Below are 25,146 nucleotides of genomic sequence, written 5' to 3'. Positions count from 1 at the left end.
ATGCCATCCGTAGCATTTTATACTTTAGGTTGTAAAGTGAATTTCTATGACACTGAAGCCATCTGGCAGCTATTCAAAAATGAAGGTTACGAGCAGGTTGATTTCGAAGGGCCCGCCGACGTATATCTAATCAACACCTGTACGGTAACCAATACCGGCGACAAGAAAAGCCGCCAAATGATCCGCCGCGCCGTGCGCCGCAACCCGGAGGCTATCGTCGCCGTAACGGGCTGCTATGCGCAGACCTCACCCGGCGAGATCCTTGATATTCCCGGGGTCGATCTCGTGATCGGGAACCAGGACCGTGAACAGATTATGACTCACGTCAAAAATATCCAGGGGTCCCGCCAGCCGGTGAATGCCGTCCGCAACATTATGAAGACGCGTGAATTCGAAGAGCTGGATGTGCCGGGTTTTGCTGACCGGACGCGGGCGTTTATGAAAATCCAGGATGGCTGCAACAACTTCTGCACCTTCTGTATCATTCCGTGGTCGCGCGGACTGTCGCGCAGCCGTGATCCAAAATCGATTGTCGCCCAGGCACATCAGCTGGTGGAGGCCGGTTACAAGGAGTTTGTTCTGACCGGAATTCATACCGGAGGTTATGGCGACGATCTGGAGAATTACCGTCTCGCCGATTTGCTGTGGGAGCTGGATAAGGTGGACGGGCTGGAGCGGGTACGCATCAGTTCGATTGAAGCCAGCCAGATTGACGATAAATTGCTTGAGGTGCTGAACCGCAGCTCCAAGATGTGCCGTCATCTGCATATTCCGCTGCAGGCCGGACATAACGAGGTGCTCAAAGCGATGCGCCGCAAATATACCACCGAAGAGTATTATGCCAAGATGGAGCTGATCCGCCAGGCGATGCCGGATGTCGGAATCACCACCGACGTTATTGTCGGATTCCCCGGCGAGACCGAGGAGATGTTCCGCGCCGGCTATGATTTTATGAAGGCCGTGAATTACTCCGAGATGCATGTCTTCCCGTATTCGAAGCGCACAGGCACCCCGGCGGCACGAATGCTCAACCAGGTTGACGAGGAAATTAAGAACGTCCGCGTACAGGAACTGATCGACCTATCCGAGGAGATGCAGCTTGCCTATGCGCGCAGGTTCGTCGGCAAGACATTGTCTGTTATTCCTGAACGGTCGGCCAAAGGGGCGCCGGGCCGCAGCACACAGCACGGCTTCAGCGACAATTACCTGCAGGTTTTCTTCAGCGGCGATGATTCGCTGCAGGGTCAGCTGTGCGAGGTGAAGATTACGGAAGCTGGTGTCAACGAGTGCAGAGGTGAACTGGTCCGAGTAAGCCAAAGTGAACGTCGTGAGTCCGTTCTTGTAGTTGAATAGTTAAGGGAACAGAGAAGAAACGGTGGCTGCCTTTATTTAAAGGAAGCTTGCCGTTTCTTCTTGTTTTATGCATGGTCTTTTATATCAGCCCGGCCCTTGAGATTCTATAGTCGAAAAGTCCTGAATTCAGCGGAAACTGAAAATAAATAGGAAATAGGGTAAACAGTGAGGGTGTAATTGTCGATATAGTGGAAGAGTGTGGAAATATAAACTTAATGCCTAAGGAGAGAACAGATGACTGTGTACAGGAAAATGACAAAGATGCTACTAGTTATGATATTGCTCGCTGCCGTGGCTTTTCCGGTAAACGTCTTTGCAGCTACAGGCGATATCAATTCGATTGATTTCGAAAGTTCGGCAAAAGTGGAACTGACCGTCGGGCAGACGCCCAAGCAGCTCAAAGTATATGCAAGCGTAGAAGGTTCTTCATCCAAGAGGGATGTTACCGGTGCAACCGTATGGAGCTCCTCCAAGACCGATGTAGTTAAAGTAATCAACGGTCTGTTGACGCCGGTCAACACCGGTTCGGCAATGATCACGGCTACATATAATAATGCGATAGCTACCCTTGAGGTATCTGTTACCCATCCCTTTAAGGAATTAACATTGGAGCGCAGCTCTGATGGAAACTATAAATTGGGCGACAGCGAGGAAACGCTGCTCGTTAAAGCAAAAGCCGTTGGCGGAGAGTCGGCAACATCTGTTAAAGATGTGACAACTGATGCCGAATGGAGCAGTTCGAATACAAGTGTAATCACTATTACTGGCGGAAAGATCACGCTGGTTGGCGAAGGAAAGGCAACAATTACAGCTAAATATAAAGGATTGACCGCCACCTTCAAGGCAGTAGTACAGCTGCCATATTCGGCAATTGTGCTGAAAGATAAGGACGTAGCTGTCCAGGAACTTGAAATGCTGGTCGGAGACGCTGCGGTAAAATTAACAGCGGCAACTAAGGCGACTGAAACCAGCCCCGAAAAAAATGTTGCCGATCTGGCAACATGGACAAGCTCCAATGAGAGTGTTGCAACGGTAAAAGCCGGGGAAATCACAGTGCTGGCCACTGGTAAGGCTGTTATTACAGCAAGTTACCTCGGTGTTTCCAAATCGTTAGATGTGTATGTACGCTCACCTTACGAGGCGCTGCTGCTGGACCCCTCAGGTGATCAGTCCCTGTTCATGGGAGAGAGCTTGAAGGTTAAAGCTGAAATGAGAAATGCTGTGAATTCGACTAGGAATGAATCTGCAAACGCAGTATGGACCTCTGACAATCAGCTGACCGCAACGGTAACTAAAGACACATCGACCACGGAGAATGCGGCTGCGATCGTTTCGGCCAAAGCGGTTGGAAGTACGGTCGTTAAAGCGGAAAACCTAGGAGTCAGCAAATCGTTTAAACTGACTGTATATCCGACACTCACCGAACTCAGCATTGATAAGGCCGAGCAGGAGATCTACACAGCGGATTCCGTAAGCCTGCCAAAGGTAAACGGAACGAAGCTTGACGGCACAAAGATGGATTTCAGTGATGAGATCGAGTGGACCTCGGCCGATGAAGAGATCGCCTTAATTAAGGATGGCAAGCTTGTAGCCGGCAAGGCGGGCACTGTAACCATCACTGGTAAGATCAAAGAAGGTAACATAACTTCATCTGCTGCTGTGCGGGGCAAAACTGTTGTACAAAAAGTAATAGTTCAGAATAAAGTGCTTGTTCTAATCGGACCTGAAGGTGCATTGGGTCTTGTCATCGGCGAAGAGAAGCCGTTGCCTGAGATTCAGGCCGTGCTGGAAAATGGCGACGAGCTCGATGTATCCAAGACGATTGAATGGGAAGTTAGCGGAACCAACGCCATCATTAAGCAGACGGCAAACGGCAAGACTGCTAAAGGATTGGCCAAGGGCAATGCCACTCTCAAAGGAACTTATGCCAACAAGAGTATCAGCATTCCGGTAACGATTGAGCAAAAGGTTGTGAAGCTGGTTGTGGAGCCAAGCACACTTGATATGAACATCAAAGGCTCCAAAACAATTAAAGTAACCGGATATTACTCCAACGGGAAAACGGCGAATTTCTCCAGCGGAATGGATTGGGAGTCCTCCAATCCGGCGGTAGCTACAGTGAAAGGGGCATCCGTCAAGGCTGTTACTGAAGGATCAACAACGCTGACAGGCTCCTATCAAGGAATTGCCGCCACTGTCAAAATCACCGTTATTCCCAAACTTACGAAGTTGTCTGTAAGTGAGAACAGACTTGCTCTGGCTGCAGGAGCAACTCAGAGCGTAGTGGTGACGGCACAGTACGATACCGGCAAAACGGCAAATGTTACTGGAAACGTGGTATGGACAAGCTCCAAGCCAGCCGTGGCGAAAGTGAATGCTAACGGCGTCATTACAGCATTAAGCAAAGGAACAGCATCAATTAAGGGCAAGCTGAACAATAAAACCATAACGGTATCCGTTAAGGTGAAATAGTTTGCCTGCAACCCAGATGAAATGAACAAGATCTGCAGAACCGCTGTTATGGCGGTCCTGCAGATCTTTTTGTATAGGCTGAATGGAGATTGCATTAGTACTGCAGGGCTGATTGAAGTATAATAATACAGCGAATGAATACGTCCTGAAGCCATAGCTGAAGCTAATCCAATGAGGTGCTTTATGATTGGAGCCGCTGCTCCAGCCTGGACCATAGCGGCAGGTAGCATAACGGCAATGCCCCAAGCGAGCAGACCACATTGAAGATTGTCTGGGCATGGGCGAGCTGTGCGGCGGGACCGCCGCCGATCCAGGCGGCGAGGCTCTGCAGCGGCCCTATAAAGGGCAGGAACAGCAGTGCGCCGCCGACGTTAAGCGCCACATGCGACCAGGCGACGAACACCCCGGAAGGCGAGCCGCCGATTGCGGCAATTACGGCGGTGACACAGGTTCCGACATTTGCGCCTAGCACGATGGCGATGCCCAGCTCCGGCGGCATCACGCCGGTGGAAGCCAAGCCCATCGCCATCCCGATCACCGCCGCGCTGCTGTGCAGCATTGCGGTCAGACAGGCTCCGGCGGCAAGCCCCCAGAGAGCGCTTGTGGCAGCATGGCCAAGGAACCAGCGGAACAGTCCGCTGGCTTGCAGCGCGGGGCTGATCGACTGCATGACGGCGATGCCCCATAGGACAAGCGCGAAGCCGGCCACCGCCAGGCTGATGAACTGAAGCGGCCCGGAGATTTTACGGCAGGCTTCTGCCGCCTGCCAGGAGTAGGGCGGCAGCTCGCCGATCATGACTGCCGCGGCCCAGACGCAGAGCGAGGCAGCCAGCAGCGGCGTGGCCATCGTGCTGATCTGCAGTCCAATCAGCTCGGTGGTTAAGCAGGTGCCGATGTTGCTGCCGAGAATGATGCCCAGGGTCCGGGCATAGGTAAGCAGGCCGGCATTGACCATGCCGATGGTCAGTACCGTGACGGCAGTACTGCTCTGCAGCAGTGCCGACAGCAGACTGCTGGCTATGAGGCCTTTTACTGGCGTAGATGTGGCCTTATGCAGGCCTCGGGATAGCAGGGGTCCAGCAAGCCGCGACAGCGCGGCTTCCATAACCTTCATGCCGGCAAGAAAGATAACTAGACCATATATAATAGGGAACAGCAAGTCGCGGATCATAAGGATAGGCTCCTTTGAACGGGGGTTGTACACCAATATATGAAAGCATTGCAGTGGACATGTATGAAATCATTAACTAGAACAGGGAGTTGAAGTCATTGGCATCGGTTATTCTGGAACGAAACCGCAAGAAAAGACTGGAGCAGGGTCATCCGTGGGTCTACGCCAGCGAGGTGGCCTCGGTGGACGGAGAACCGCAGGCAGGCGGATTGGTGGATGTGCTTAATCACCAGGGGCGTTTTTTGGGTGCAGGTTATTATAATCCGGCTTCGCAAATCCGGGTGAGAATTCTCTCTCAGAGTCCGCTGGCCATCATGGATACGGCCTTTTTCGCGGAGCGGTTCTCAAGCTGCCTGCAGCATCGGGAACGTTTTCTGCCGGGAGCAGACGCGTACCGGTTTGTGTACGGCGAAGCTGATTTTCTGCCCGGCCTGATTATTGACCGTTTCGGCGAGATTCTTGTCGTTCAGCTCTTGACGCTGGGCATGGATCTGCGCCGCGCAGAGATTGTCGAGGCACTGGTTCAAGTGATGAATCCACGCGGGATTTATGAGCGCAGTGATGTTACTGTCCGGGAGCTGGAGGGTTTGGAGCAAAGAACCGGAGTGCTCTACGGGGAATGTCCGCGCCACATTACTGTAAGCGAGAACGGTCTGAAGGTAATCGTGGATATCGAGGAAGGCCAGAAGACAGGCTACTTTTTCGACCAGCGCGAGAATAGAGCCTCCATCGCTCCGCTGATCAAAGGCTGGGGCGGCCGCAGCGGAATTACGCTGCAGGAGCTCGAGACGGATGAAGGTCTCGTTCAGACCCTGCCGGTGAACAAAAGCGGCAAGCCGGTCACCTTCCCGTATTGGGACGGTGCGACAGTGCTGGAATGCTTCGCGCATACGGGCAGCTTCACACTGCATGCCTGCAAATACGGAGCCAAAAAGGTTACCTGCCTCGACGTATCCGCCCACGCGATCGAAAGCGCCAAGGCCAATGTGGAACTGAACGGATTCACAGACCGTGTGGAATTTGTGGTGGATGATGCTTTTGCTTTTCTGCGCAATCAGGTTAAAGGGCTGGAAGAGCGGACGGAGCGGGCAACCGGTGCAGTGGAGGCTAAGACGGGAGCCAAGCCGGCGGCCAAGGCCGATACGGCGAAGCCGATGACCGCTGGCGGCGGACGCACATGGGATGTCGTCATTCTGGATCCGCCGGCGTTTGCCAAAACCAAAAGTGCTGTTGCCGGTGCCTGCCGTGGTTACAAGGATATTAACCTGCACGGCATGAAGCTGGTCAATGAGGGCGGTTATTTGGTGACGGCAAGCTGCTCTTACCACATGCAGCCGCAACTGTTCCTGGATACTATTGCCGAAGCGGCGAAGGATGCCGGTAAGGTCCTGAGACTGATTGAATGGCGGGCCGCGGGGAAAGACCATCCGCAAATTCTCGGTGTCGACGAAGGTCATTATCTGAAATTTGCCATTTTCGAAGTGCGCAGCAAGAAATAACGAACCCGGCCCATAGGCCAGCTCTGGGGGAGTCTCTGTAAAGAGGCTCTTTTTTTCATTTTTCATTGATAATCATTCTGGCGTTCTCTTCTGAGGAAGAGGCGGCCCGGTGGCTGGAACCGCTGCAGATGAAGAAAGGGGAGGGAAGCGAAGCTGGACCATGCTTAGTTGTGAATATTACCGTGAATGATCAAGAGACTGAAGCAGCTTAAAAACGCGGCAGTCTCTTTGTGCTGTACATGCGGATATCCATCCGCTGAAACTTGAAAACAATGGCAAACGTATGTTCCGTTTGGAAGAGATATGCTATAATGTTGGGACGGATTCATCAACTGGGTTGAGAAATTTGATACCGGTTGTATTCATAGATTTGGCCACGGAAGGAGTCTACTGCAATGACGGTAAACTTTTTGATAGGCCGCTCGGGCAGCGGCAAGACAACAAGAATATGGGAAACGGTATCCTCAAAGCTGGAGTCTGAACCGCTGGGCGCACCGATCATTGTACTTGTTCCGGAGCAGGGCTCGTTCGGGGCGGAGAGAGGCCTGCTGGCAGCAGGCAGCGTGAAGGGCAGCATCCGGGCCCAGACCTTGAGCTTCTCGCGGCTTGCATTCCGGGTGAAGCAGGAGACCGGGGGCAGCGCCAGTCTGCCCATCAGCGAAGAAGGCAAAAAAATGCTGATATACAAGATCATCAACCGGCGCAAGGAAGAGCTGAAGCTGTTCGGCGCTTCAAGCGACAGACCGGGCTTTGTGGAACGGCTCAGCGCACTGCATACTGAGCTGAAACGCTGCTGCCTGGGCGCTTCCGATCTGGAAGAACAGCTGGCAAGAATGCGTGAGGCCATAGGAAGCAGTCCGATTCTGGCCGGCAAGCTGGATGATCTGCATATCGTATTCAGCGAGTTGGAGCAGGAAATGTCACAGCTGTATATAGATCAGGAAGACCGGCTGGCTGAACTGGCGGAGCATATTGCGGATTCCTCTTACATAAGAGAAGCCGAGATCTGGGTAGACGGGTTCCATGGTTTTACCCCGCAGGAATTTATGGTGCTGCGCGAACTGATGCAGCATGCATCAGGGGTGACAGTGGCCCTTACGCTTGACCGGATTTATCCAACGGGGCTGCAGCCGCATGAACTGGAGCTGTTTCATCCCTCCGCAGTTACGTATATCAAGCTGCGCGGGATGGCTGAAGAGCTGGGCCTTGCGGTCTGGGACGAGCTGCTGGCGCCGCCTGTGCTTCCGCGATTCGCCGGTAGTCCGGCCTTAGCTCACCTGGAGCGCGGATTTCACCGCCGCAGCCGCTGGAGCGGCGATATCGGGCAGGCTGCGGAAGCCATCACGATCAGCGCTGCAGTCTCCCGTAGAACAGAGGTCGAGGGCGCGCTGCGTGAAATGATCAGGCTGGCCCGGGATGAAGGGGCGGAGTACGGCGAGATGGCTGTATTCATGCGCAACATTTCAGATTATGAGCAGCTGATTACTCCGTTGTTTCAAGACTATGGCGTCCCGTTCTTCCTGGACCAGAAGGTGAATGAGCTGCATCATCCGCTGGTGGAATTTATACGGTCCGCACTTGATGTGGTGCGCCGCCGCTGGCGGTATGAGGATGTGTTCCGCTGTGTGAAGACCGAGCTTCTGCTTCCGCTTGACGGCAGTATTACCCGCGAGGATATGGACGGGCTGGAGAATTATGTGCTGGCCTGCGGCATCCATGGATACCGCTGGACCGATGGACGTTCCTGGAAAGGAATCCCCAGTCTTTCGCTGGAAGGCAGCCGGATTGTGGATGAGGAGCTGCTTCTGAAAATGGAGCGGTGCCGGGAGTGCATTACTGGTCCGCTGTATGCTTTTGAGAAAAGAGTCAAGAAAAGCCGCGGCGGGCTGGAGCTATGTACAGCGGTGTACCTGCTGCTCCGGGAGTCAGATACCGCCCGGAAGCTGGAGAAGCTGAGCAGAGAGGCGCTTGAACTGGGACAGCCGGAACGTGCGCGGGAACATAGCCAGTTATGGGATGCAGTGCTCGATTTACTGGATCAGATCGCGGAAATGATGGGATCAGAGAGAATGGAATTTGAGCTGTTTGCCGGGGTGCTGGAGACCGGACTCAGCGAGCTTAAGATGGGTTTGGTTCCGCCTGCTCTGGATCAGGTGCTGGTCGGAAGCATGGACCGGACGAGGGTTTCAGGTGTGAAATATGCTTTCCTGCTGGGATTCAACGAAGGGGTTGTCCCTGCACAGTTCAAAGAGGATGGCATCCTGTCCGAGGGAGAACGGCTGCTGCTGGAGAACAGCGGAATGGAGCTGGCTCCGGGATCCTCACGCAAGCTGCTCGATGAGCGCTTCCTGATCTATGGCGCGCTGACAACGGCCAGCACTAGACTGTGGATCAGCTATGCCACAGCCGATGAAGAGGGCAAAGCGCTACTGCCTTCGGAAATCATCCGCCAGCTGCATGGCATGTTCCCGGATGCTTTGCAAGAACGGTCCCTTTCCGGGTTCCCCGCAGCAGTATCTCCTGACGAAACCGATGCAGGTGAAGCTTTGCATCTGGGCTTTGTGGGGCATCCCGGACAAAGTCTGCGCATGCTGATTATGCAGCTGCGCCAGTGGCGGCAGGGAGTGGAAATCCCCGGACTGTGGTGGGATGTCTATAACTGGTTCGCGGAGGATGAGCATTGGAGTCCGAAGCTGCAGCAGCTGCTGGGTTCGCTGTTCTACCGCAATGACGGCATTCCGCTCAAGCGGGAGACCAGCCTCCGTCTATACGGAGGCAGAACACTGCGCGGCAGCGTGTCGCGTATGGAGAAGTTCGTTGCCTGCTCCTTCTCCCATTTTGCTTCATACGGCTTAAGGCTGAAAGAACGCCAGCTCTATAAGCTGCAGGCGCCGGACATTGGACAGCTCTTCCATGCCGCGCTCAGCGATATGGCCAAGCGGCTGCAGGAGCAGGGCCGCGGCTGGGGGAGCTTGACGGCTGAGGAGTGCCGCCGGGAAGCCGGAGAGACAGTAGACAAGCTGTCACCGCTTCTGCAGGGCGAAATTCTGATGAGCAGCAAACGCTACGGCTACATTTCCCGCAAACTGAAGAATATTGTCGGCCGCGCTTCCGTGATCCTCGGCGAGCATGCCCGCCGGGGCAGCTTCGAGCCGGTGGGGCTGGAGCTGGATTTTGGCCCGGGTAAAGATCTCCCGCCGCTGAGAATTACATTGCCTAACGGCTGTGTAATGGAGGTGGTGGGCCGGATTGACCGTGTTGATATGGCCGAAGGAGAGCATGGAGTTCTGTTGCGGGTTATTGACTATAAATCAAGCCAGAAGGATCTTAAGCTGCATGAGGTGTACTATGGGCTGTCGCTGCAGATGCTGACTTATCTCGATGTGCTGCTCACCTATTCCGAGCAGTGGCTGGGCAAGGCTGCGCTTCCGGCAGGAACCCTTTATTTCCATGTGCATGATCCGCTGCTTTCGTCGCCAAACGGGTTGAACCGTGAGCAGGCGGAGCAGGAGCTTCTGAAACGGTTCAAAATGAAGGGTCTGCTGACTGCGGACCGTGAGGTCGTTTCACTAATGGATACTACGCTCGATAAAGGGCATTCCTCAATTGTGCCGGTAGCGCTGAAGAGCGACGGCAGCTTTTACAGCAGCGCCTCTGTAGCCACGCCTGAGCAGTGGGGGCATTTGCTGTCCTCGGTGCGGAGCAATATTTCCGATATCGGGACGCGGATTACTGAAGGCGATGTGGCGATTCAGCCCTACCGGATTCAGCAGGAAACAGCCTGCACGTTCTGTTCCTTCCGGCCGGTATGCCAGTTTGATGAGGCTGTGGAGGGCAATGGCTATAACAATCTTGCCAAGCCGGGCAAAGACGTGATTTGGGATCTGCTGTCCCATAAAGGAGGAGAGAAGCCATGAGCATTAGAGCTGAAATAGAGGCCAAGCCGGAAGGCAGCCTGTGGAGCGATGATCAATGGCGCGCTATTGCCGAGAGCGGCGATGATATTCTGGTTGCGGCAGCGGCAGGCTCCGGCAAAACAGCCGTACTGGTCGAGCGGATCATCCGCAAAATCAGCAACGAGGAGAACGGCTTCAGCGTGGACCGTCTGCTGGTGGCCACCTTCACGAAGGCGGCAGCCTCCGAGATGCGGCAGCGGATCCGCGAGGCACTGGAGCGGAAGCTGGAGGAGCAAGAGGGTGCAGAAGAGGGCGGAGCAGCGGGCCATGACTACTTGCGCCGCCAGCTTGCTTTGCTGGGGAGAGCGTCGATCACGACCCTGCACTCCTTTTGCCTGGAAGTTATCCGGCGTTATTATCAGCAGATCCCCATTGACCCCGGATTTCGGATTCTGAATGAGCATGAGGCAGAGATGATGCGTCAAGAGCTGCTGGAGGAGCTGCTGGAAGAGAAATACGGTGAGGTCTCCGAAGACGGAGAAGATGGCATTTTTGTAAAGCTTGCTGACTGGTTCAGCGGCGAGCGTACCGATGATGCGGTGCATGCGCTGGTCCAGCGGCTGCATGATTTTGCCCGCAGCCATCCCTGGCCGGCACAATGGCTGAGGGATACTGCGGCTGATTTCTCGCTGCCGGACACGGAAGCTCTGAGCCGCACGGCTTGGGTGCAGAGTATTCTTGCCGAGGCGAAGCTTACGCTGGACGGAGCGGCCAGCCAGCTTATTCAGGGGCATGAAATCGCCTTGCAGCCCGGCGGACCGGCTCCCTATGCGGAGAGTCTGACTGCGGATCTGGAAATGGTCCGGGCGCTGCAGGATGATCTGCTAAATAAATCCTGGGCAGAGCTCTATAATATTTTCATAGAGATATCCTTTGGAAAGCTTAAGGCTTGCAAGAAGGATGCAACCGACCCCGGACTGCAGGAGACGGTCAAGGAGCTGCGGGACAATGTGAAGAAGAGCCTGCTGGAGTTGCAAAAATCGCTGTTTGGGCGGCCAGCCGAGGTTTTTCTGGCGGAGCTGCATGAGGCGGCTCCGCTGATGCAGGAGCTCGCTGAGACGGTCATCGAGTTCGGTGAACGTTACCGGATTGAGAAAGCAGGCCGCGGTCTGGTCGATTTCAGCGATCTGGAGCATTACTGCCTGCAGATTCTGCGCCATCCTGATTCTGTGCCGGGCCATTCGCTGCCATCGGATGCGGCAATGGAATATCGCGAGCAGTTCGACGAGGTACTGCTGGATGAATACCAGGATACGAACAGCGTACAGGAAGAGATCGTACGGCTTATCTCCCGCGAATCGCCGGGCAACCGGTTTATGGTCGGCGACATGAAGCAGAGTATTTACCGCTTCCGCCTGGCGGAGCCGGGGCTGTTTCTGGACAAGTATCTCAGCTTTGGTGCGTCAAATAACGGAGCTGCCCGAGAGGGGATTCCCGGAGATGAGGAAGAGCAGGGCGGAGAAGCTGCTGCCCGGGGCTCGGTGATCGATCTGGCGCGTAATTTCCGCAGCCGGATGGAAGTTGTGAATGCCGTCAATATGATTTTCCGCCAGATCATGAACAGGACCGTTGCAGAGATCAGCTACGATGAACGTGCCGAGCTGGTCTACGGGGCGAATTTCCCGGGAGCGGAGGAGAACCGTCCGGATACTTATTTTGCGCCGGAGCTGCTGCTGATTGACCGGGGGACTGCACCGGCGGGCCGCATGGAGGAAGCCGCTGAAGACGGGGAGCTTCCTCCCCAGGAGAGCGAAGCCATCGAGAGCGAGACGGCGCAGCTGGAAGCGCGGGCCATCGCCCGGCGTATCTCGCAGATGACCGGGATGACTGGCGGTGCGCCGCTGCTTATCTATGACAAGTCCTTGCGTATCATGCGTCCTGTAGTGTACGGCGACATCGTTATTTTGCTGCGTTCTGCGCGGATATGGACACCGCTGATGATCGAGGAGCTCCGCCTGGAAGGCATTCCGGCCTACGGCGATCAGAACAAGGGGTATTTCCAGGCAACGGAAGTGGAAATTGCCCTGTCGCTGCTGCAAGTAGTGGATAATCCCCGTCAGGATATTCCGCTGGCGGGGGTGCTGCGCTCACCTGTAGTCAATTTAAGTGAGGAAGAGCTGGCGATGGTTCGTCTATGCAGCCCGGGTTCTTTCTATGATGCCCTGATGGCGGCTGCAGGTGACTCGCCTGCGGGCAGTACCGGTGAAGTCATTATGGCTGAACAGGAGCTTACTGCTGCGGCTGAGGTTGCTGCGGCTGTATTCCCCCATAATAACGTTCCTGCAGCTTCCGCAGAAGAATTTGAATCCGGTGGTTTAACCGGTGCACTGCAATTAGGCGGCGCCGGATGGGGAGCCGATGAAGCAGCGGTATCACAGATTCCGCCTGCACTGCGGAAGAAGCTGCAAGCTTTCACAGTATTATTAGAGGGTTGGAGAAATGCAGCCCGTCAGGGCAGTCTCAGTGCGTTGATCTGGCGCATCTACGGCGAGAGCGGCTATCTGGAATGGGTGGGCGGCCTACCCGGCGGATTTCAACGCCAGAACAATCTTAAAGCACTGTACGACCGGGCGGTGCAGTTCGAGAAGGATACCTCCGCGCGCGGATTGTTCCGCTTCCTGGTGTTTATCTCCCGGCTGCGGGAGAACGGCGGCGATCTGGGTGTTGCCGGGGGAAGCGGTGAGGAAGCCGGTGGCGTCAGAATCATGACGATTCATAAATCCAAGGGCCTGGAGTTCCCGGTTGTCTTTCTGGCCGGGATGGCTAAGCCCTTCAACCGGCAGGATCTGTATTCCCCGTTCCTGATGCACAAGGAGCTGGGCTTCGGCCCGCGGTTTGTAGAGCGGGAGACGCGTGTCAGCTATCCGACTCTCCCCTATCTGGCTATTAACCGCCGCTCGCGGCTGGAACTGCTGGCGGAGGAAATGCGTGTGCTCTACGTCGGGTTGACCCGCCCAAGAGACAAAATGATCCTCGTCGGCACAGTAAGGGATTTACCGCGTGCCGTTTCAGGCTGGACGGGTATGCAGGGCCGCGAGGAACTGCTGCTGGCTGATCATCTGCTGGCCCGGGGCCGCAGTTATCTGGATTGGGTAGGTCCCGCTTTGATCCGTCACCCCGGCGCAGCTATTCTGCGCAAGCTGGCGGGAGCGGAAGGCATTGTCTCAACGGTGCTGCATGGCGATGCTTCCAATTGGAGCATCTCTGTACAGGCTGCTTCCGGACTTGGGTCAGGTTCTTTTGCCGGCACGGCGGATGATGCTGCAAAAGGTGAAGAACGGCGGCTTGTCCAGGATGCGCTTCGCACGGGCAGTGCACTGCGTTCACTAGGAACACCGGATGAAACAGAAATCTCCGGAAGACTGAAATGGGAGTATCCATTCGCGGCAGCATCCGGCATTCCGGCCAAAACATCGGTGACGGAGCTGAAGGCCATGTTGTCTATGGAGGAACAGCCTTCCTATGACCTGCTCGAAGAAGGGTATTCTGCAAGCCGGGGTAACGGGTCTGGCCGCAGTACTGCACTGGCGGAGAGTCTCCATTTGCGGCGCCCAAAGTTTATGGAGAAGCGGGGCTTGTCAAAGGCAGAGCGTGGAACGGCGTACCATACGGTGATGCAGCATGTCCCGCTGGACGGGCCTGTGGACCGTGCTGTTCTGGAAACTGTGATTGCGCAGCTGACCCGGGTCGCCATTCTGAACACGGAGCAGGCGGAGGCGGTTGACCTTGCCGAAGTGGAGGCCTTTTACGCCGGTGAGCTTGGGCAAAGACTGCTGGGAGCATCATGGAAGCGCAGAGAGCAGCCGTTCAGTTACATGGTTCCGGCAGGCGAAGCCTACCGGGGACTTGATTATTTTGACAGAGAACTTTCTAACCTTTCAATGGACAACGGCCGCCGGACGCTTGACGAAGCAGTGCTGATTCAAGGGGTGGTTGACTGTCTGTTCCGCGAGGAGGGACGGCTGATTCTGCTGGATTATAAAAGTGATGCCGTGCTGGAGCATGAAGGCGGACTGGACGGGCTGAAGGAAAAGTACCGGTTTCAGCTGGAGCTGTACAGCAAGGCGCTGAATGATATTTTAGGCGAACCGGTCAGCGAGATTTGGCTGTACTTTTTTGACGGCGGACATGCTCTGAAACTATAAATCTACTATAGAAGATAAACTGAAAAACTAACCCAAAAGGTGAGATTGACGGAAGTTGATCTTATATCACCTATATGATAGCCGCGTGAGGGCGGGGAAAAGAGGGCGAAAATGCGCATATTGCATACGGGCGACTGGCATCTGGGCCGTACGCTGGAAGGACGGAGCCGGCAGAAGGAGCAGGAGCAGTTCATGGATGAGCTGGTGGAGATTGCCGATGACTCCAAGGCCGATCTTATTCTAATGGCGGGGGATGTTTATGATTCAGTCAACCCTCCGGCTGCGGCGGAGCAGCTGTTCTATGATGCTGCAGCCAGACTGACGGCGAACGGCAGGCCGCTTGTTGTCATCTCCGGCAATCATGACCAGCCGGAGCGGGTAGCTTCCGTGTCTCCGCTTGTGCGCAGACAGGGCATCACCCTGGTGGGACTGCCTACCTCGGAGCCGGTGACGGTACATGCCGTCCGGACCGGTGAAGTTGCCAAAATCGCTGCACTTCCCTATCCCTCCGAAGCCCGCCTCGGGGAGCTGCTCGCCGGGGACAGCGGTGAGGATGAACTCCGGCTGGCCTACAGTGCGCGGGTAGGCAAGCTGATGAAGCTGCTCGGCCGGGAGTTTACACCGCAGACGGTGAATCTGGCCATGAGCCATATCTATGTGCTCGGAGGGGTGGAAAGCGATTCGGAGCGCCCCATTCAGGTAGGAGGAGCGTATACGGTAGATCCTTCGGCTTTGTCCTGCGGTGCGCAGTATACGGCGCTCGGACATCTGCACCGCGCCCAGCGGGTCAAAGGCGAGGGCATGATCCGCTACAGCGGCTCACCGCTGGCCTACAGCTTCTCCGAAGCGGGCCAGGCCAAATCGGTGACGATGATTGATGTGGCACCGGGCGGGGAGCCTTCCTTTGAGGAAATCTATCTCCGCTGCGGCCGTCCGCTGGTGAACTGGAAATCTTCCGGCGGACTGCAGGAGGTGTATGGCTGGCTTGATGAAGGCAGGGATGCCTCCGCCTTTATCGATCTGGAGCTACGCCTTAGCGAAGCGATGTCGATGAATGATATTCAGCGGCTCCGCAAATCACGGGAAGGGATTATACATATCCGCCCGATTTATCCGCAGATGGAGCATGAGCTGGAGGAAACCTCCCGTTCACGGATGCCGGTCCAGGAGCTGTTCCGCAAGTTCTACCAGCGGCAGACCGGCGGTGCGGAGCCGGAGGACAGCCTGATTGAGCTGTTCCTTGAACTGACGGAAGAAGAACGGCGCCAGCCGGAGGAAGGGGAGGAGAACTAGGTGAAGCCGATTCTATTAAAAGTATCCGGGCTGCAAAGCTATCGGGAGCAGCAGGAGATTGATTTTGCGAGTCTGACAGAAACCGGGCTGTTCGGGATCTTCGGACCGACCGGCAGCGGGAAATCCAGTCTGCTGGACGCTATTACATTAGCGATGTACGGCAAGGTGGAACGGGCAGTGAACGGAACGCAGGGAATTATGAACCATTCCGAGGATCAGCTCAGTGTAGCTTTCACCTTCGAGCTCACTTCCTCCGCCGGTGTCCGGCGTTACCGGGTGGAGCGGAAATTCAAACGGACCGGGGAGCAGTCCATCAGCAATACAATCAGCCGGTTCATCGAGGTCACGGAAGACGGAGACCAGGTTATGGCTGACAAGCTGGCGGATGTTACCCGCTGTGTAGAAGAGCATATCGGGCTGAAAATGGATGATTTCACCCGTGCGGTGGTTCTGCCGCAAGGCAAATTTGCCGAGTTCCTGTCGCTGCGGGGTGTGGACCGCAGGCAAATGCTTCAACGGCTCTTTCACCTGGAGCAGTACGGCGACCAGTTGGCCCTCAAGCTCAGCCGCCGGGTCAAGGAGAACGAGGCGGCGCTGCGGGCGCTTGAAGCGGAGCAGCAGGGCCTTGGCAGTGCAGGGAAGGCGGATGTAGAGGCCGCAGCGGAGCGGCTGCAGGAAGCGGTCCGCCATGCGGAGGAATGCCGCAAGAAGCTGGAGGCGGCTATGCAGCTTGCCGAGCGCTTCGCGAAGATCCGCGAGCTGCAGGAGGACCGTATCCGCCGTGAGCGGCGGCGGCAGGAATTGCTGTTGCAGGAGGAGAACGTCCTCCTGCTGGAGCAAAAGCTTGTCAAGGCTGACGAAGCCGAGAAGCGGCTGCCTGTGCTGAAGGCGTGGCGAAGCGCCGAGGACGCCTGGCGGAGCCGGCTCGCTGTTGCCGAGAGCCGGGAGACCTTGGCAACCGCCGCCGAGCATGAGGCGGCGGGGCTTGCTGCGGCCGAGGCTGCGGCGCAGGCTGCGCTGGCCGCGGAGGAGCCGGCCCTCCGGCAGGGGGCCGATACCTACCGCCGCGCGCTGGAGCTCGAAGCCGAGCTCAGCGAACTGCGGCGCGAGCGCGCTGCGGTGCAGGCGCGCCAAGGCGAGGCCTCCCGCGGGCTGGCTGCCCGGCGGGAGAGCATGGCCCGGGAGCGTGAGCTTTTGGCCAAGGGCCAAAAGCGCCAGCAGGAGCTGCAGCAAAGCCTGCAGCCGCTTGCGGTCCGCTCCCAGGAGCGGCAGTCTCTGCAGGAAGCGATGCAGAGACTGCAGGAACTGCGCTCCGCCGAGTCCCAGTGGGAGACGGCGGAGCGGGAGCGCCGCGAGCGCGCGGCGGTGCTCGCGGCGGCAGAGGCGCGGCTGGCCGCAGCCGAAGCCCGGCGGCAGTCGCTGGCCGCAGCCCGCGGGGAGCACATTGCTGCGGCTGCGCTGCACCAGGAGGAGCTGCGGGCTGCGGAAGCCGCGGCAAGAAATGCTGCCGAGCGCCTGGAGCTGCACGGCGGCACGCTGGAGTCGGCGTTGAAGGAGCAGGAGCTGCACAGGCTCTCGCTTACCCTAGCCCGTGAGCTGCAGGACGGGCAGCCTTGCCCGGTCTGCGGCAGCGAGCATCATCCCTTGCCTGCGTTGTCCCAGGACAACGGCGGGCGGGGAGGGCTGGAAACCCAGCTCCAGCATATCCGTGCGCTTGAACGGCGCGCGCTGGAAGCCCGCCATCTGTTCCGCAGCCTGCTGGAGCAGGATGGTGCATGGCTGGAACAGATTTATGGTGAAGGAGTTATAGGCGACGCTCTGAAAACACCTGCGGCTGCAGGACTGGAGCAGGACGGCACGGATGCCTCTATGCATTCAGCTTCCGCCGGGATCATTCCGGATGAAATGTCCTTATCCGGGCTGGAGGCGCAGCACCTAGCCCTGAAAGCCCGCTCCGGCGAGCTGCGCCGGGGAGCAGCGGAATGGCAGCGGGGGATGCAGGAACAGCAGCAGCTGTGCCACCAGGAAGCGGCTGCGGCCACTGCCGAGACGGCCTGGGTGGAAGGGCTTGCCGCCAAGGCTGGCGAGCTTGCCGCCCGGTTGAGCACCTTGCGCCAGGAATGGGCGCGGCTGTTCCCTGAACTGGCCGCGGATGAGGCTGAGAATGCCTATCGCGGGATGCTGGCAAAGGACGAACAGGCCGAAGAAATTAGAGGCCGGCTTGACATCAGCGTGAAGTTTCTTGAGGAGAAAGGCAATGCTGTACAAGTTCTGCAGGAAGAGATTGCCGGGCTGGATAAAGAGCTTGCTCAATGGAATGCCCAACTGGAAGGCAAAGAAGCACTCGAGCGCGAGAAGGAGCAGCGTTTGCTCCAGTGGACAGGGGGCCGTTCCGCCGCCGCCTTGCTGGAGGAATGCGAGCGGCGTCTTCAGGAGCTGCAGGCGGCACTGGACAATAATAAGCAAAGGCACCGGCAGGCAGCGGACAAGGCGCAGCACGAGGTGAAGGAGGCGGCCATTGCCCGCCAGGCGGCGGAATCAGCGCGTGAGCACAGCACTGCGGCCGCGGCCCACTGGGAGGAGAGCCTGAACTCTTCTCCGTTTGCTTCCGCCTCTGAGGTTGAAGGGGCGGCGCTCATGCCGGAAGAACGCAGCGGAGCCGCTGCCCGTATTCGGGCTCACCGGGAGGAAGAAGCGGAAGTGACGCTGCAACTGCGGAGCATCGAAGAGAAGCTGTCCGGAGCCTCCTTAAGCACTGAGGAATGGCAGGAGAGCCAGTCTGCCCTGCAGACATGCAAGGAAGACGATGAACGCTCGCTGCAGAGCCGTGCGCGCGCAGAGCGTGATCTTGAGGATCTGCAGCACCGCCATATCCGCTGGATGGAGCTCGAAGGTCAGCGTAAGGAGCATGCGGCGCAGCAGGACCGGCTGTCCAAGCTGCAGGCTGTGCTGCGCGGCAACGCCTTTGTTGAATATATCGCCGAAGAACAGCTGATGCAGGTATGCCAGGCCGCTTCACAGCGGCTGCGGTTCCTGAGCAAGCAGCGTTACGCACTGGAAGTTGACTCCGGAGGCGGCTTTGTTATCCGCGATGATGGCAATGGAGGAGTCAGACGTCCGGTCTCGACGCTATCTGGCGGAGAAACCTTCCTGACCTCCCTCTCACTGGCGTTGGCCTTATCGGCACAGATTCAGCTGCGGGGTCAGTATCCGCTGCAATTCTTTTTCCTTGATGAGGGCTTTGGTACTCTTGATCCGGATTTGCTGGACACCGTCATTACCTCACTCGAAAGATTGCATAATGACCAGCTGTCCGTCGGGATCATCAGCCACGTTCCTGAGCTCCGGGCGCGACTGCCGCGCAAGCTGATAGTAGTGCCTGCAGAGCAGGGCGGGGGCGGTTCGCGTATTCTTTTGGAGAAAATGTGAAAGCGGGTTGAAGGTGTGATGACAGTCACAGATACACTTTCAACCCCCTGTTATAATACAGCTAAGCCGACATCATTTTGAAACACCTCGGCGGACGTATGACCGGGAAATCCTCCTTTTCATACGCCCGCCGCCGAATCAGCTTTTTAAGCTGGTAGGGTGTTTCTTTTTTTTGCTTTTTTTAGGAGTCTGATGGCTCCCGAAGTTCGAGATCCCTGTCAGATATGCGATTAGATTAAGCTATCATTACCTTGTTCCCCTGTACCGAACCCGCAACTACACATAGAGCAGCACCTCAGCAGTGCCTTTTTGACAACGATTACTTTGTATGATGATCACCCTGAATGTTGGATGCGGAAGATTTGGACAAACAGAATACACTTTTCCTGTATCTGATACAGATAAGCGGGATATAAAGCTCCACATAAATATATATGGCTGGGCAGATAGATACCTCCGGGGTTGGCCACAAGCGAAATAAATAAAACAATGCCTCCCCGTTTGCCAGCAGCTAACACTGTCTATAATACAGCCATGGCGATAAGCAGAGTTCTGTATTATCCCTAGCACACATTTTCACTAAGCAATGTCCCAATCCTTGTTCGAGCTGTCCTCTTGCTTGCGGTGTATTCATTTCATTTAACTGATGATATGATCTTTTTCCGGCTTCCCTGCGTTGTATTATTTTTGTGCCGCTTTCGTAATCCATGATTATCCTGTATGATTAGAGAACATAAAAACAAATTGTGGCGAAGAAGGCCGGTCTGAGAATTACTACGGAAGTATCGCTCCACAAACTTTTAGGAGGAAGCGTTGTATGGAAACTGTCTTTAGCAAGATTATTGAAGGCTCAATCCCTTCCAAAAAAGTGTTCGAGAACGAGCGGATACTGGCATTCTACGATATTGAGCCTGCCGCACCGGTGCATGTGCTGATTATCCCTAAGAAGTTCATCGCGTCGATGAATGATGTTACGGCTGAAGATCTGCCTCTGATCGGTGAGATTCACGCTGTAGCGCAGCAAATTGCTATTCAGCTCGGAATTGCGGAGACAGGCTACCGTCTGATCAACAATTGCGGTCCGGACAGCGGACAAGCCGTGCCTCATCTTCATTATCATTTGCTTGGCGGTGCCAAACTGGGCGCACTTGTCGGCAATTCCGCATCACATGCTTAGCAGATATTTCAAATTCTGATAACCTGCCTAAAAAAAGAATAACACGAAGGTTGACACCTTATTTCGGTTTGACCTATAATGAAATATGATGAACCGTGTTATGCTCTTGGACGGTCTGGTCGGAGGGAGGGAAAACTGGTGTCTGAAACGAAAGTTCGTAAAAACGAGACAATTGATGCTGCACTTCGTCGCTTTAAACGTTCCATCGCTAAAGATGGTGTCTTGGCTGAGGTGAAGAAACGTAAGCATTATGAGAAGCCAAGCGTAAAGCGCAAGAAGAAGTCTGAGGCTGCTCGTAAGAGAAAGTTTTAGGAGGATTACCCACGCATGAATCTTAGCGAACGATTAAACGAAGATATGAAGCAAGCGATGAAGAGTAAGGACAAGTTCACACTCTCCACCATTCGAATGGTTCGTTCTACAATAAAGTATCTTGAAATAGATTTGAAGAGAACATTAGACGACAACGAAGTGCTTGATATCCTTAGTCGTGAAATCAAACAGCGCAAAGATGCCCTCCAAGAATTTGAATCAGCGGGTCGCGACGAGCTTGCCGCGAGTACGAAGGCAGAAATCGAGATTATCATTAAGTATCTTCCCGAGCAGCTTTCCGAAGAAGAAATTAAAGTGATTGTACAGCAGACCATCCAGGAAACCGGTGCTTCTTCGAAAAGTGAAATGGGTAAGGTCATGAGCGCACTGATGCCTAAGGTCAAAGGTCGCGCCGATGGTAAACTCGTGAACCAGGCGGTTCTGCAATTTCTGCAATAATATAACGCTAGCACCCCTTGAATAAAGGGGTGTTTTTCATTGTCGGTGGATAAAATGAAGGGAGAAAGTAAAGCGCAGCTTACTTCCTCCCTTTTTTTGTTGCTCCGCCCTGTTTTCGGTAATGTGTTCCTGATCCGACCCGACGATTGTTTGAAACATATTTCCGGGAATGGCGTACTAAGGATTATGTGCTGAAGTTATTTTTAGAGAAAGGAGGTTTACAAGTGAAAAAAATCCGTAAAATTGCCTTTTCGGGCATAGTCACCGTCCTGCTGCTGATGCTCTTGACGCCGTTTGCAGCTTACACGCAAGCAGAGGGGACCTCTTCGGCTGCAGGAGGAACGGCTGCGGAAAAGCCGAAGGGCGGGCCGGTGTTCATTATTCCGGTTGACCAGGAGATTGAACGCGGACTGCAAAGCTTTTTGGAGCGGGGATTTGAGGAGGCAGCAAAATACGGGGCGGTTCTGATTGTATTGGAGATTGATACACCAGGGGGACTTGTCGACTCTGCGGAACAAATCGGGCAGATGGTCAGGGACAGTGAAATTCCTACAGCTGCTTATATTAAAGGAGATGCTGCATCTGCCGGCAGTTATATTGCCCTAAACGCCAACTCAATTATTATGAAGCCCGGAAGTATGATCGGCGCTGCATCGCTGGTGGATATGAACGGAAAAAGCGTGGACGACGCAAAGATGGTATCCTACTGGAAATCCAAGATGGTTGGCGCCGCTTCACTGAACGGGCGTGATCCGGAGATTGCTGCAGGAATGATGGATGTGAACCTTGTCGTGAACAAGCCTGAACTCGGGGTGAACAAAGCGCAAGGCCAAATAATTGCCTTGACCAGCAATGAAGCGGTGAAAGCCGGATATGCCGATTATCTTGCCGATACGCCGGAAGAGGCCATCACTTTGTTAGGTTATTCCACAGACGACATTTTTCGCGTGGAACATACCGGAGCAGAAAAAATGTCGCATTTTCTGACAAATCCGATTATTATGACGATACTACTCTTCATCGGCATCGCCGGAATTGTCATTGAGCTGCTGGTGCCGGGCTTTGGCGCTCCGGGAATTATCGGGACGCTCGCATTTGCCCTTTATTTCTTTGGCAACTATGTGGCGGGCTTCGCTGGAGCGGAGACCTGGCTGTTGTTCATTCTGGGACTTGTCATGCTTGTGCTGGAGCTGTTTGTCCCAAGCTTCGGGATTCTGGGTTTGCTGGGCTCTGTAAGCCTTGTGGCAGGCGTCGTTCGGGCTGCTTTCAGCTTAGAGCATGCATTTTTTAATCTGGGAATAGCCTTTGCGGCAGCCACAGTAGTTATCGCCATCGTAGCTGTGGTCTTCAAGGAACGGGGCATCTGGAACCGGTTTATTCTGCGCGACAGTCTAACCAAAGAGCAGGGATTTGTTCCGGTGCTGGAGAAATTGAGTCTGATTGGTGCCTCGGGCGTCAGCATTACACCGCTTCGTCCGGCCGGAACGGCCTTGGTCGGCAATGAACGTGTGGATGTGGTAACCGAAGGGAGCTTCATCAGTTCGGGGGTTCCAGTTTCCGTGGTGAAGGTCGAGGGAGGCCGTGTGGTTGTGAAGGAATCCGAGAAATAAGCGGAGCCTGCAGCCAGTATGTTTATGAATTTTAAAAATGTAACGGAGGTTGACAAAAAGTATGGGCGAAGCGTCTTTAATTCCAATTTTGCTGATCGCAGTTGTTGTGATCATCGTACTGAGCGTGTTCTTCAGTTTCTTCCCGGTGATGCTGTGGGTTTCCGCATGGGCATCCGGCGTAAGAATCAGCATTATTACCCTGGTGGCCATGAGACTCCGCCGGGTTACTCCGAGCCGGATCGTTAACCCGCTCATTAAAGCCACCAAAGCAGGGCTTGGCCTGAATATCAATCAACTGGAAAGCCATTACTTGGCCGGCGGTAACGTCGACCGGGTTGTCAATGCCTTGATCGCCGCCCAGCGGGCGGATATTCCGCTTGAATTCACACGCGCCGCAGCCATTGATCTTGCCGGCCGCGACGTACTGCTGGCCGTACAGATGAGTGTTAATCCGCGTGTCATTGAGACGCCGATTGTCGCTGCTGTCGCCAAGAACGGTATCGAGGTTAAGGTTAAGGCGAGAGTGACCGTACGGGCGAATATCGACCGTCTCGTCGGCGGTGCCGGCGAAGAAACGATTATCGCCCGTGTTGGCGAGGGGATTGTAACAACAGTAGGTTCAAGTGACTCCCATAAGGATGTGCTGGAGAATCCGGATTCAATCTCGCGTACAGTTTTGTCCAAGGGTTTGGATTCAGGTACGGCCTTTGAAATTTTGTCCATTGATATTGCAGATATCGACGTTGGCAAGAATATCGGAGCCTATTTGCAAACTGAGCAGGCTGAAGCTGATAAAAGAATTGCACAGGCCAAGGCGGAGGAACGCAGAGCGATGGCTGTTGCCCATGAGCAGGAAATGAAAGCCCGCGTCGTTGAGATGAAGGCGCTGGTCGTCGAAGCTGAATCCCAGGTGCCGCTGGCTATGGCTGAAGCGCTGCGTGCCGGTCAACTCGGGGTCATGGATTACATGAACCTCAAAAACATTGAAGCCGATACGCAAATGCGCGGCTCGCTCGGCAAATTAAATGATGGCGATGATTCAAGCCGTCCGACCAATAAATAAGGGGATGTGAGATCCCATGAGCAGTTTGATTTATATCGCCGTAGTCATTGTGATTGCGATCTTTTCCAACATGAACAAAGCGGGGAAGAATAAACAGAAAAATGCTCCGCGCGGCGGTATGCCGACTTTTGGCGGCGGGGGGGACGCTAGTCCTCTCCGCCGTGCCCGGCAGCAGGAACGGAACCCTGAGGATGAAAGCCCGGCCCGTCAGGGCAGCGGGTTTCCTGTTCCAGGCGAGTCTTCCTATCCGGGCCAGCCTTCCGTGTCCTATGAAGAGCGTGAGTATGATTCTTCTCCTGTCTGGAAGGAGTCTCCTGAGCGGCCTTCTCCTGACTATGATACAGGTGAAGGAATGTCTCTTGAGCAATCGGGAGAAGACAGCGTACAGGCGCGTACAGAACGGATGCAGCGGGAGCTGGAACGCCTGCAGGCGTCGTTTGACGGCGTGGCAGACGCTTCAGAGGCATGGGACGCAGGGACTACTGGTAAGAGCGGTACTGTCTCCGCGCGATCTGCTGCCCGTCATGGTTTGGCAGATAATCGTGAATCGCTGCGGAACGGTCTGGTATGGGCTGAAATCCTTGCTCCTCCCCGTTCACGCAAACCGCATTCTTCGCGGCGTTGAGTATAGCTATGAAGTATTAAGCGGCAATCAGCCGCCGGTATTCCACCGGTGCTGATTGCCGCTTTTTTTATGAAGTCCTTCTTGGTGTTGTGGGGAAGATATGCTATTACGGAGTCAGAGCGGGAATTGTGGTCAGTTGAGTGTAGAGATACTGCTGGTTGTCCACAATTTTGCCGCCTGCGTCCACGCCTACGGTGGTAACGACTACTTCAATATCAGGGTTAGGCGTAGTTACCGAGAGCTGTACTTCGTAAACCGGAAATCCGCTGACCGGGATTGTCCTATTCGTTACCGAGCTTGGATTCAGCGAAAATGCTTGACGGGCGAGCGGTACTTTGGGTGTATTGACAGAGTTATCATCAATTGCAAACACACTTATTTCGATCGATGCGAAATCGGTAACTGCGTCATTGCTGATAAGCAGCCGGACAAATTGAGCCCGGACTCCTGTCTCCGAGCCGTTCAGAATCGGACCCGTTGTGCTGGTGAAGACTGCCATAGTAAATTCCTCCTTTCCTGTTAGATAGATTATTATATTTTGAGATTTTCATTTTGGATTGTATTTTCAACCAATTTCAAAAA

At 55.1% G+C, this 25,146-nt stretch carries 16 protein-coding genes; 14 read left to right on the top strand and 2 right to left on the bottom strand.

Going from position 1 to position 25,146, the window contains the following annotated elements; all coding sequences use genetic code 11:
* Nucleotides 1-1,353, top strand: coding sequence for a tRNA (N(6)-L-threonylcarbamoyladenosine(37)-C(2))-methylthiotransferase MtaB (gene mtaB, locus NST07_RS26720; protein WP_341095555.1), 1,353 nt, complete (start codon nt 1-3; stop codon nt 1,351-1,353).
* Between the two features lie 252 nt (nt 1,354-1,605).
* Nucleotides 1,606-3,825, top strand: a complete 2,220-nt coding sequence (locus NST07_RS26715) for an Ig-like domain-containing protein (RefSeq protein WP_342480502.1) — start codon at nt 1,606-1,608, stop codon at nt 3,823-3,825.
* Nucleotides 3,826-4,006: 181 nt separating this feature from the next.
* Here the strand turns inward: NST07_RS26715 and NST07_RS26710 are convergent, their stop codons facing one another.
* Nucleotides 4,007-4,996 carry a Na/Pi symporter gene (locus NST07_RS26710; RefSeq protein ID WP_341097760.1) on the bottom strand — a complete coding sequence of 330 codons (990 nt, stop codon included), beginning with the start codon at nt 4,994-4,996 and terminating at the stop codon, nt 4,007-4,009.
* Between the two features lie 98 nt (nt 4,997-5,094).
* On the opposite strand from NST07_RS26710, the gene NST07_RS26705 reads away from it, so the two are divergent.
* The 12 genes from NST07_RS26705 (at nt 5,095) to NST07_RS26650 (ending at nt 24,564) form a co-directional block, all read left to right on the top strand.
* The gene (locus tag NST07_RS26705; protein WP_341095553.1) at nt 5,095-6,495 is read left to right on the top strand and encodes a class I SAM-dependent rRNA methyltransferase; all 1,401 of its coding nucleotides are present in this window, start codon (nt 5,095-5,097) and stop codon (nt 6,493-6,495) included.
* Between the two features lie 65 nt (nt 6,496-6,560).
* Nucleotides 6,561-6,707, top strand: coding sequence for a hypothetical protein (locus NST07_RS26700; protein ID WP_341095550.1), 147 nt, complete (start codon nt 6,561-6,563; stop codon nt 6,705-6,707).
* A gap of 183 nt (nt 6,708-6,890) precedes the next feature.
* Nucleotides 6,891-10,412 (top strand): helicase-exonuclease AddAB subunit AddB, encoded by a 3,522-nt coding sequence (gene addB, locus NST07_RS26695; RefSeq protein ID WP_342480501.1) that lies wholly within the window; start codon nt 6,891-6,893, stop codon nt 10,410-10,412.
* A complete protein-coding gene (locus NST07_RS26690; RefSeq protein WP_342480500.1) occupies nt 10,409-14,596 on the top strand; it encodes a UvrD-helicase domain-containing protein in 4,188 nt (1,395 codons plus the stop codon). Before addB ends, NST07_RS26690 begins: the two co-directional genes overlap by 4 nt.
* 111 nt (nt 14,597-14,707) lie before the next feature.
* Nucleotides 14,708-15,889 (top strand): exonuclease SbcCD subunit D, encoded by a 1,182-nt coding sequence (locus NST07_RS26685; RefSeq protein ID WP_341095544.1) that lies wholly within the window; start codon nt 14,708-14,710, stop codon nt 15,887-15,889.
* Nucleotides 15,890-19,318 carry an SMC family ATPase gene (locus NST07_RS26680; RefSeq protein WP_342480499.1) on the top strand — a complete coding sequence of 1,143 codons (3,429 nt, stop codon included), beginning with the start codon at nt 15,890-15,892 and terminating at the stop codon, nt 19,316-19,318.
* An 817-nt stretch (nt 19,319-20,135) separates the two neighbouring features.
* Nucleotides 20,136-20,495 carry a histidine triad nucleotide-binding protein gene (locus NST07_RS26675; protein WP_038595438.1) on the top strand — a complete coding sequence of 120 codons (360 nt, stop codon included), beginning with the start codon at nt 20,136-20,138 and terminating at the stop codon, nt 20,493-20,495.
* Between the two features lie 138 nt (nt 20,496-20,633).
* On the top strand, nt 20,634-20,807 hold the full coding sequence (gene rpsU / locus NST07_RS26670; protein ID WP_005547957.1) for a 30S ribosomal protein S21: 174 nt from the start codon (nt 20,634-20,636) through the stop codon (nt 20,805-20,807).
* A 15-nt stretch (nt 20,808-20,822) separates the two neighbouring features.
* Nucleotides 20,823-21,266 (top strand): GatB/YqeY domain-containing protein, encoded by a 444-nt coding sequence (locus tag NST07_RS26665; protein WP_036683862.1) that lies wholly within the window; start codon nt 20,823-20,825, stop codon nt 21,264-21,266.
* 278 nt (nt 21,267-21,544) lie between these two features.
* The gene (locus NST07_RS26660) at nt 21,545-22,876 is read left to right on the top strand and encodes a nodulation protein NfeD (protein WP_341097759.1); all 1,332 of its coding nucleotides are present in this window, start codon (nt 21,545-21,547) and stop codon (nt 22,874-22,876) included.
* Between the two features lie 61 nt (nt 22,877-22,937).
* Nucleotides 22,938-23,939 carry a flotillin-like protein FloA gene (gene floA / locus NST07_RS26655; RefSeq protein ID WP_038595434.1) on the top strand — a complete coding sequence of 334 codons (1,002 nt, stop codon included), beginning with the start codon at nt 22,938-22,940 and terminating at the stop codon, nt 23,937-23,939.
* A gap of 16 nt (nt 23,940-23,955) precedes the next feature.
* Entirely contained in the window at nt 23,956-24,564 is a 609-nt protein-coding gene (locus NST07_RS26650) for a hypothetical protein (RefSeq protein ID WP_342480498.1), read from the top strand.
* 106 nt (nt 24,565-24,670) lie between these two features.
* Here NST07_RS26650 and NST07_RS26645 read toward each other — a convergent pair whose 3' ends face one another.
* On the bottom strand, nt 24,671-25,063 hold the full coding sequence (locus NST07_RS26645) for a hypothetical protein (protein WP_341095537.1): 393 nt from the start codon (nt 25,061-25,063) through the stop codon (nt 24,671-24,673).
* Nucleotides 25,064-25,146: the final 83 nt, after the last annotated feature.

Source organism: Paenibacillus sp. FSL L8-0340, assembly GCF_038593145.1.
Classification (GTDB): Bacteria; Bacillota; Bacilli; order Paenibacillales; family Paenibacillaceae; genus Paenibacillus_AQ.
This window is presented reverse-complemented; position numbering and strand designations above follow the sequence as displayed.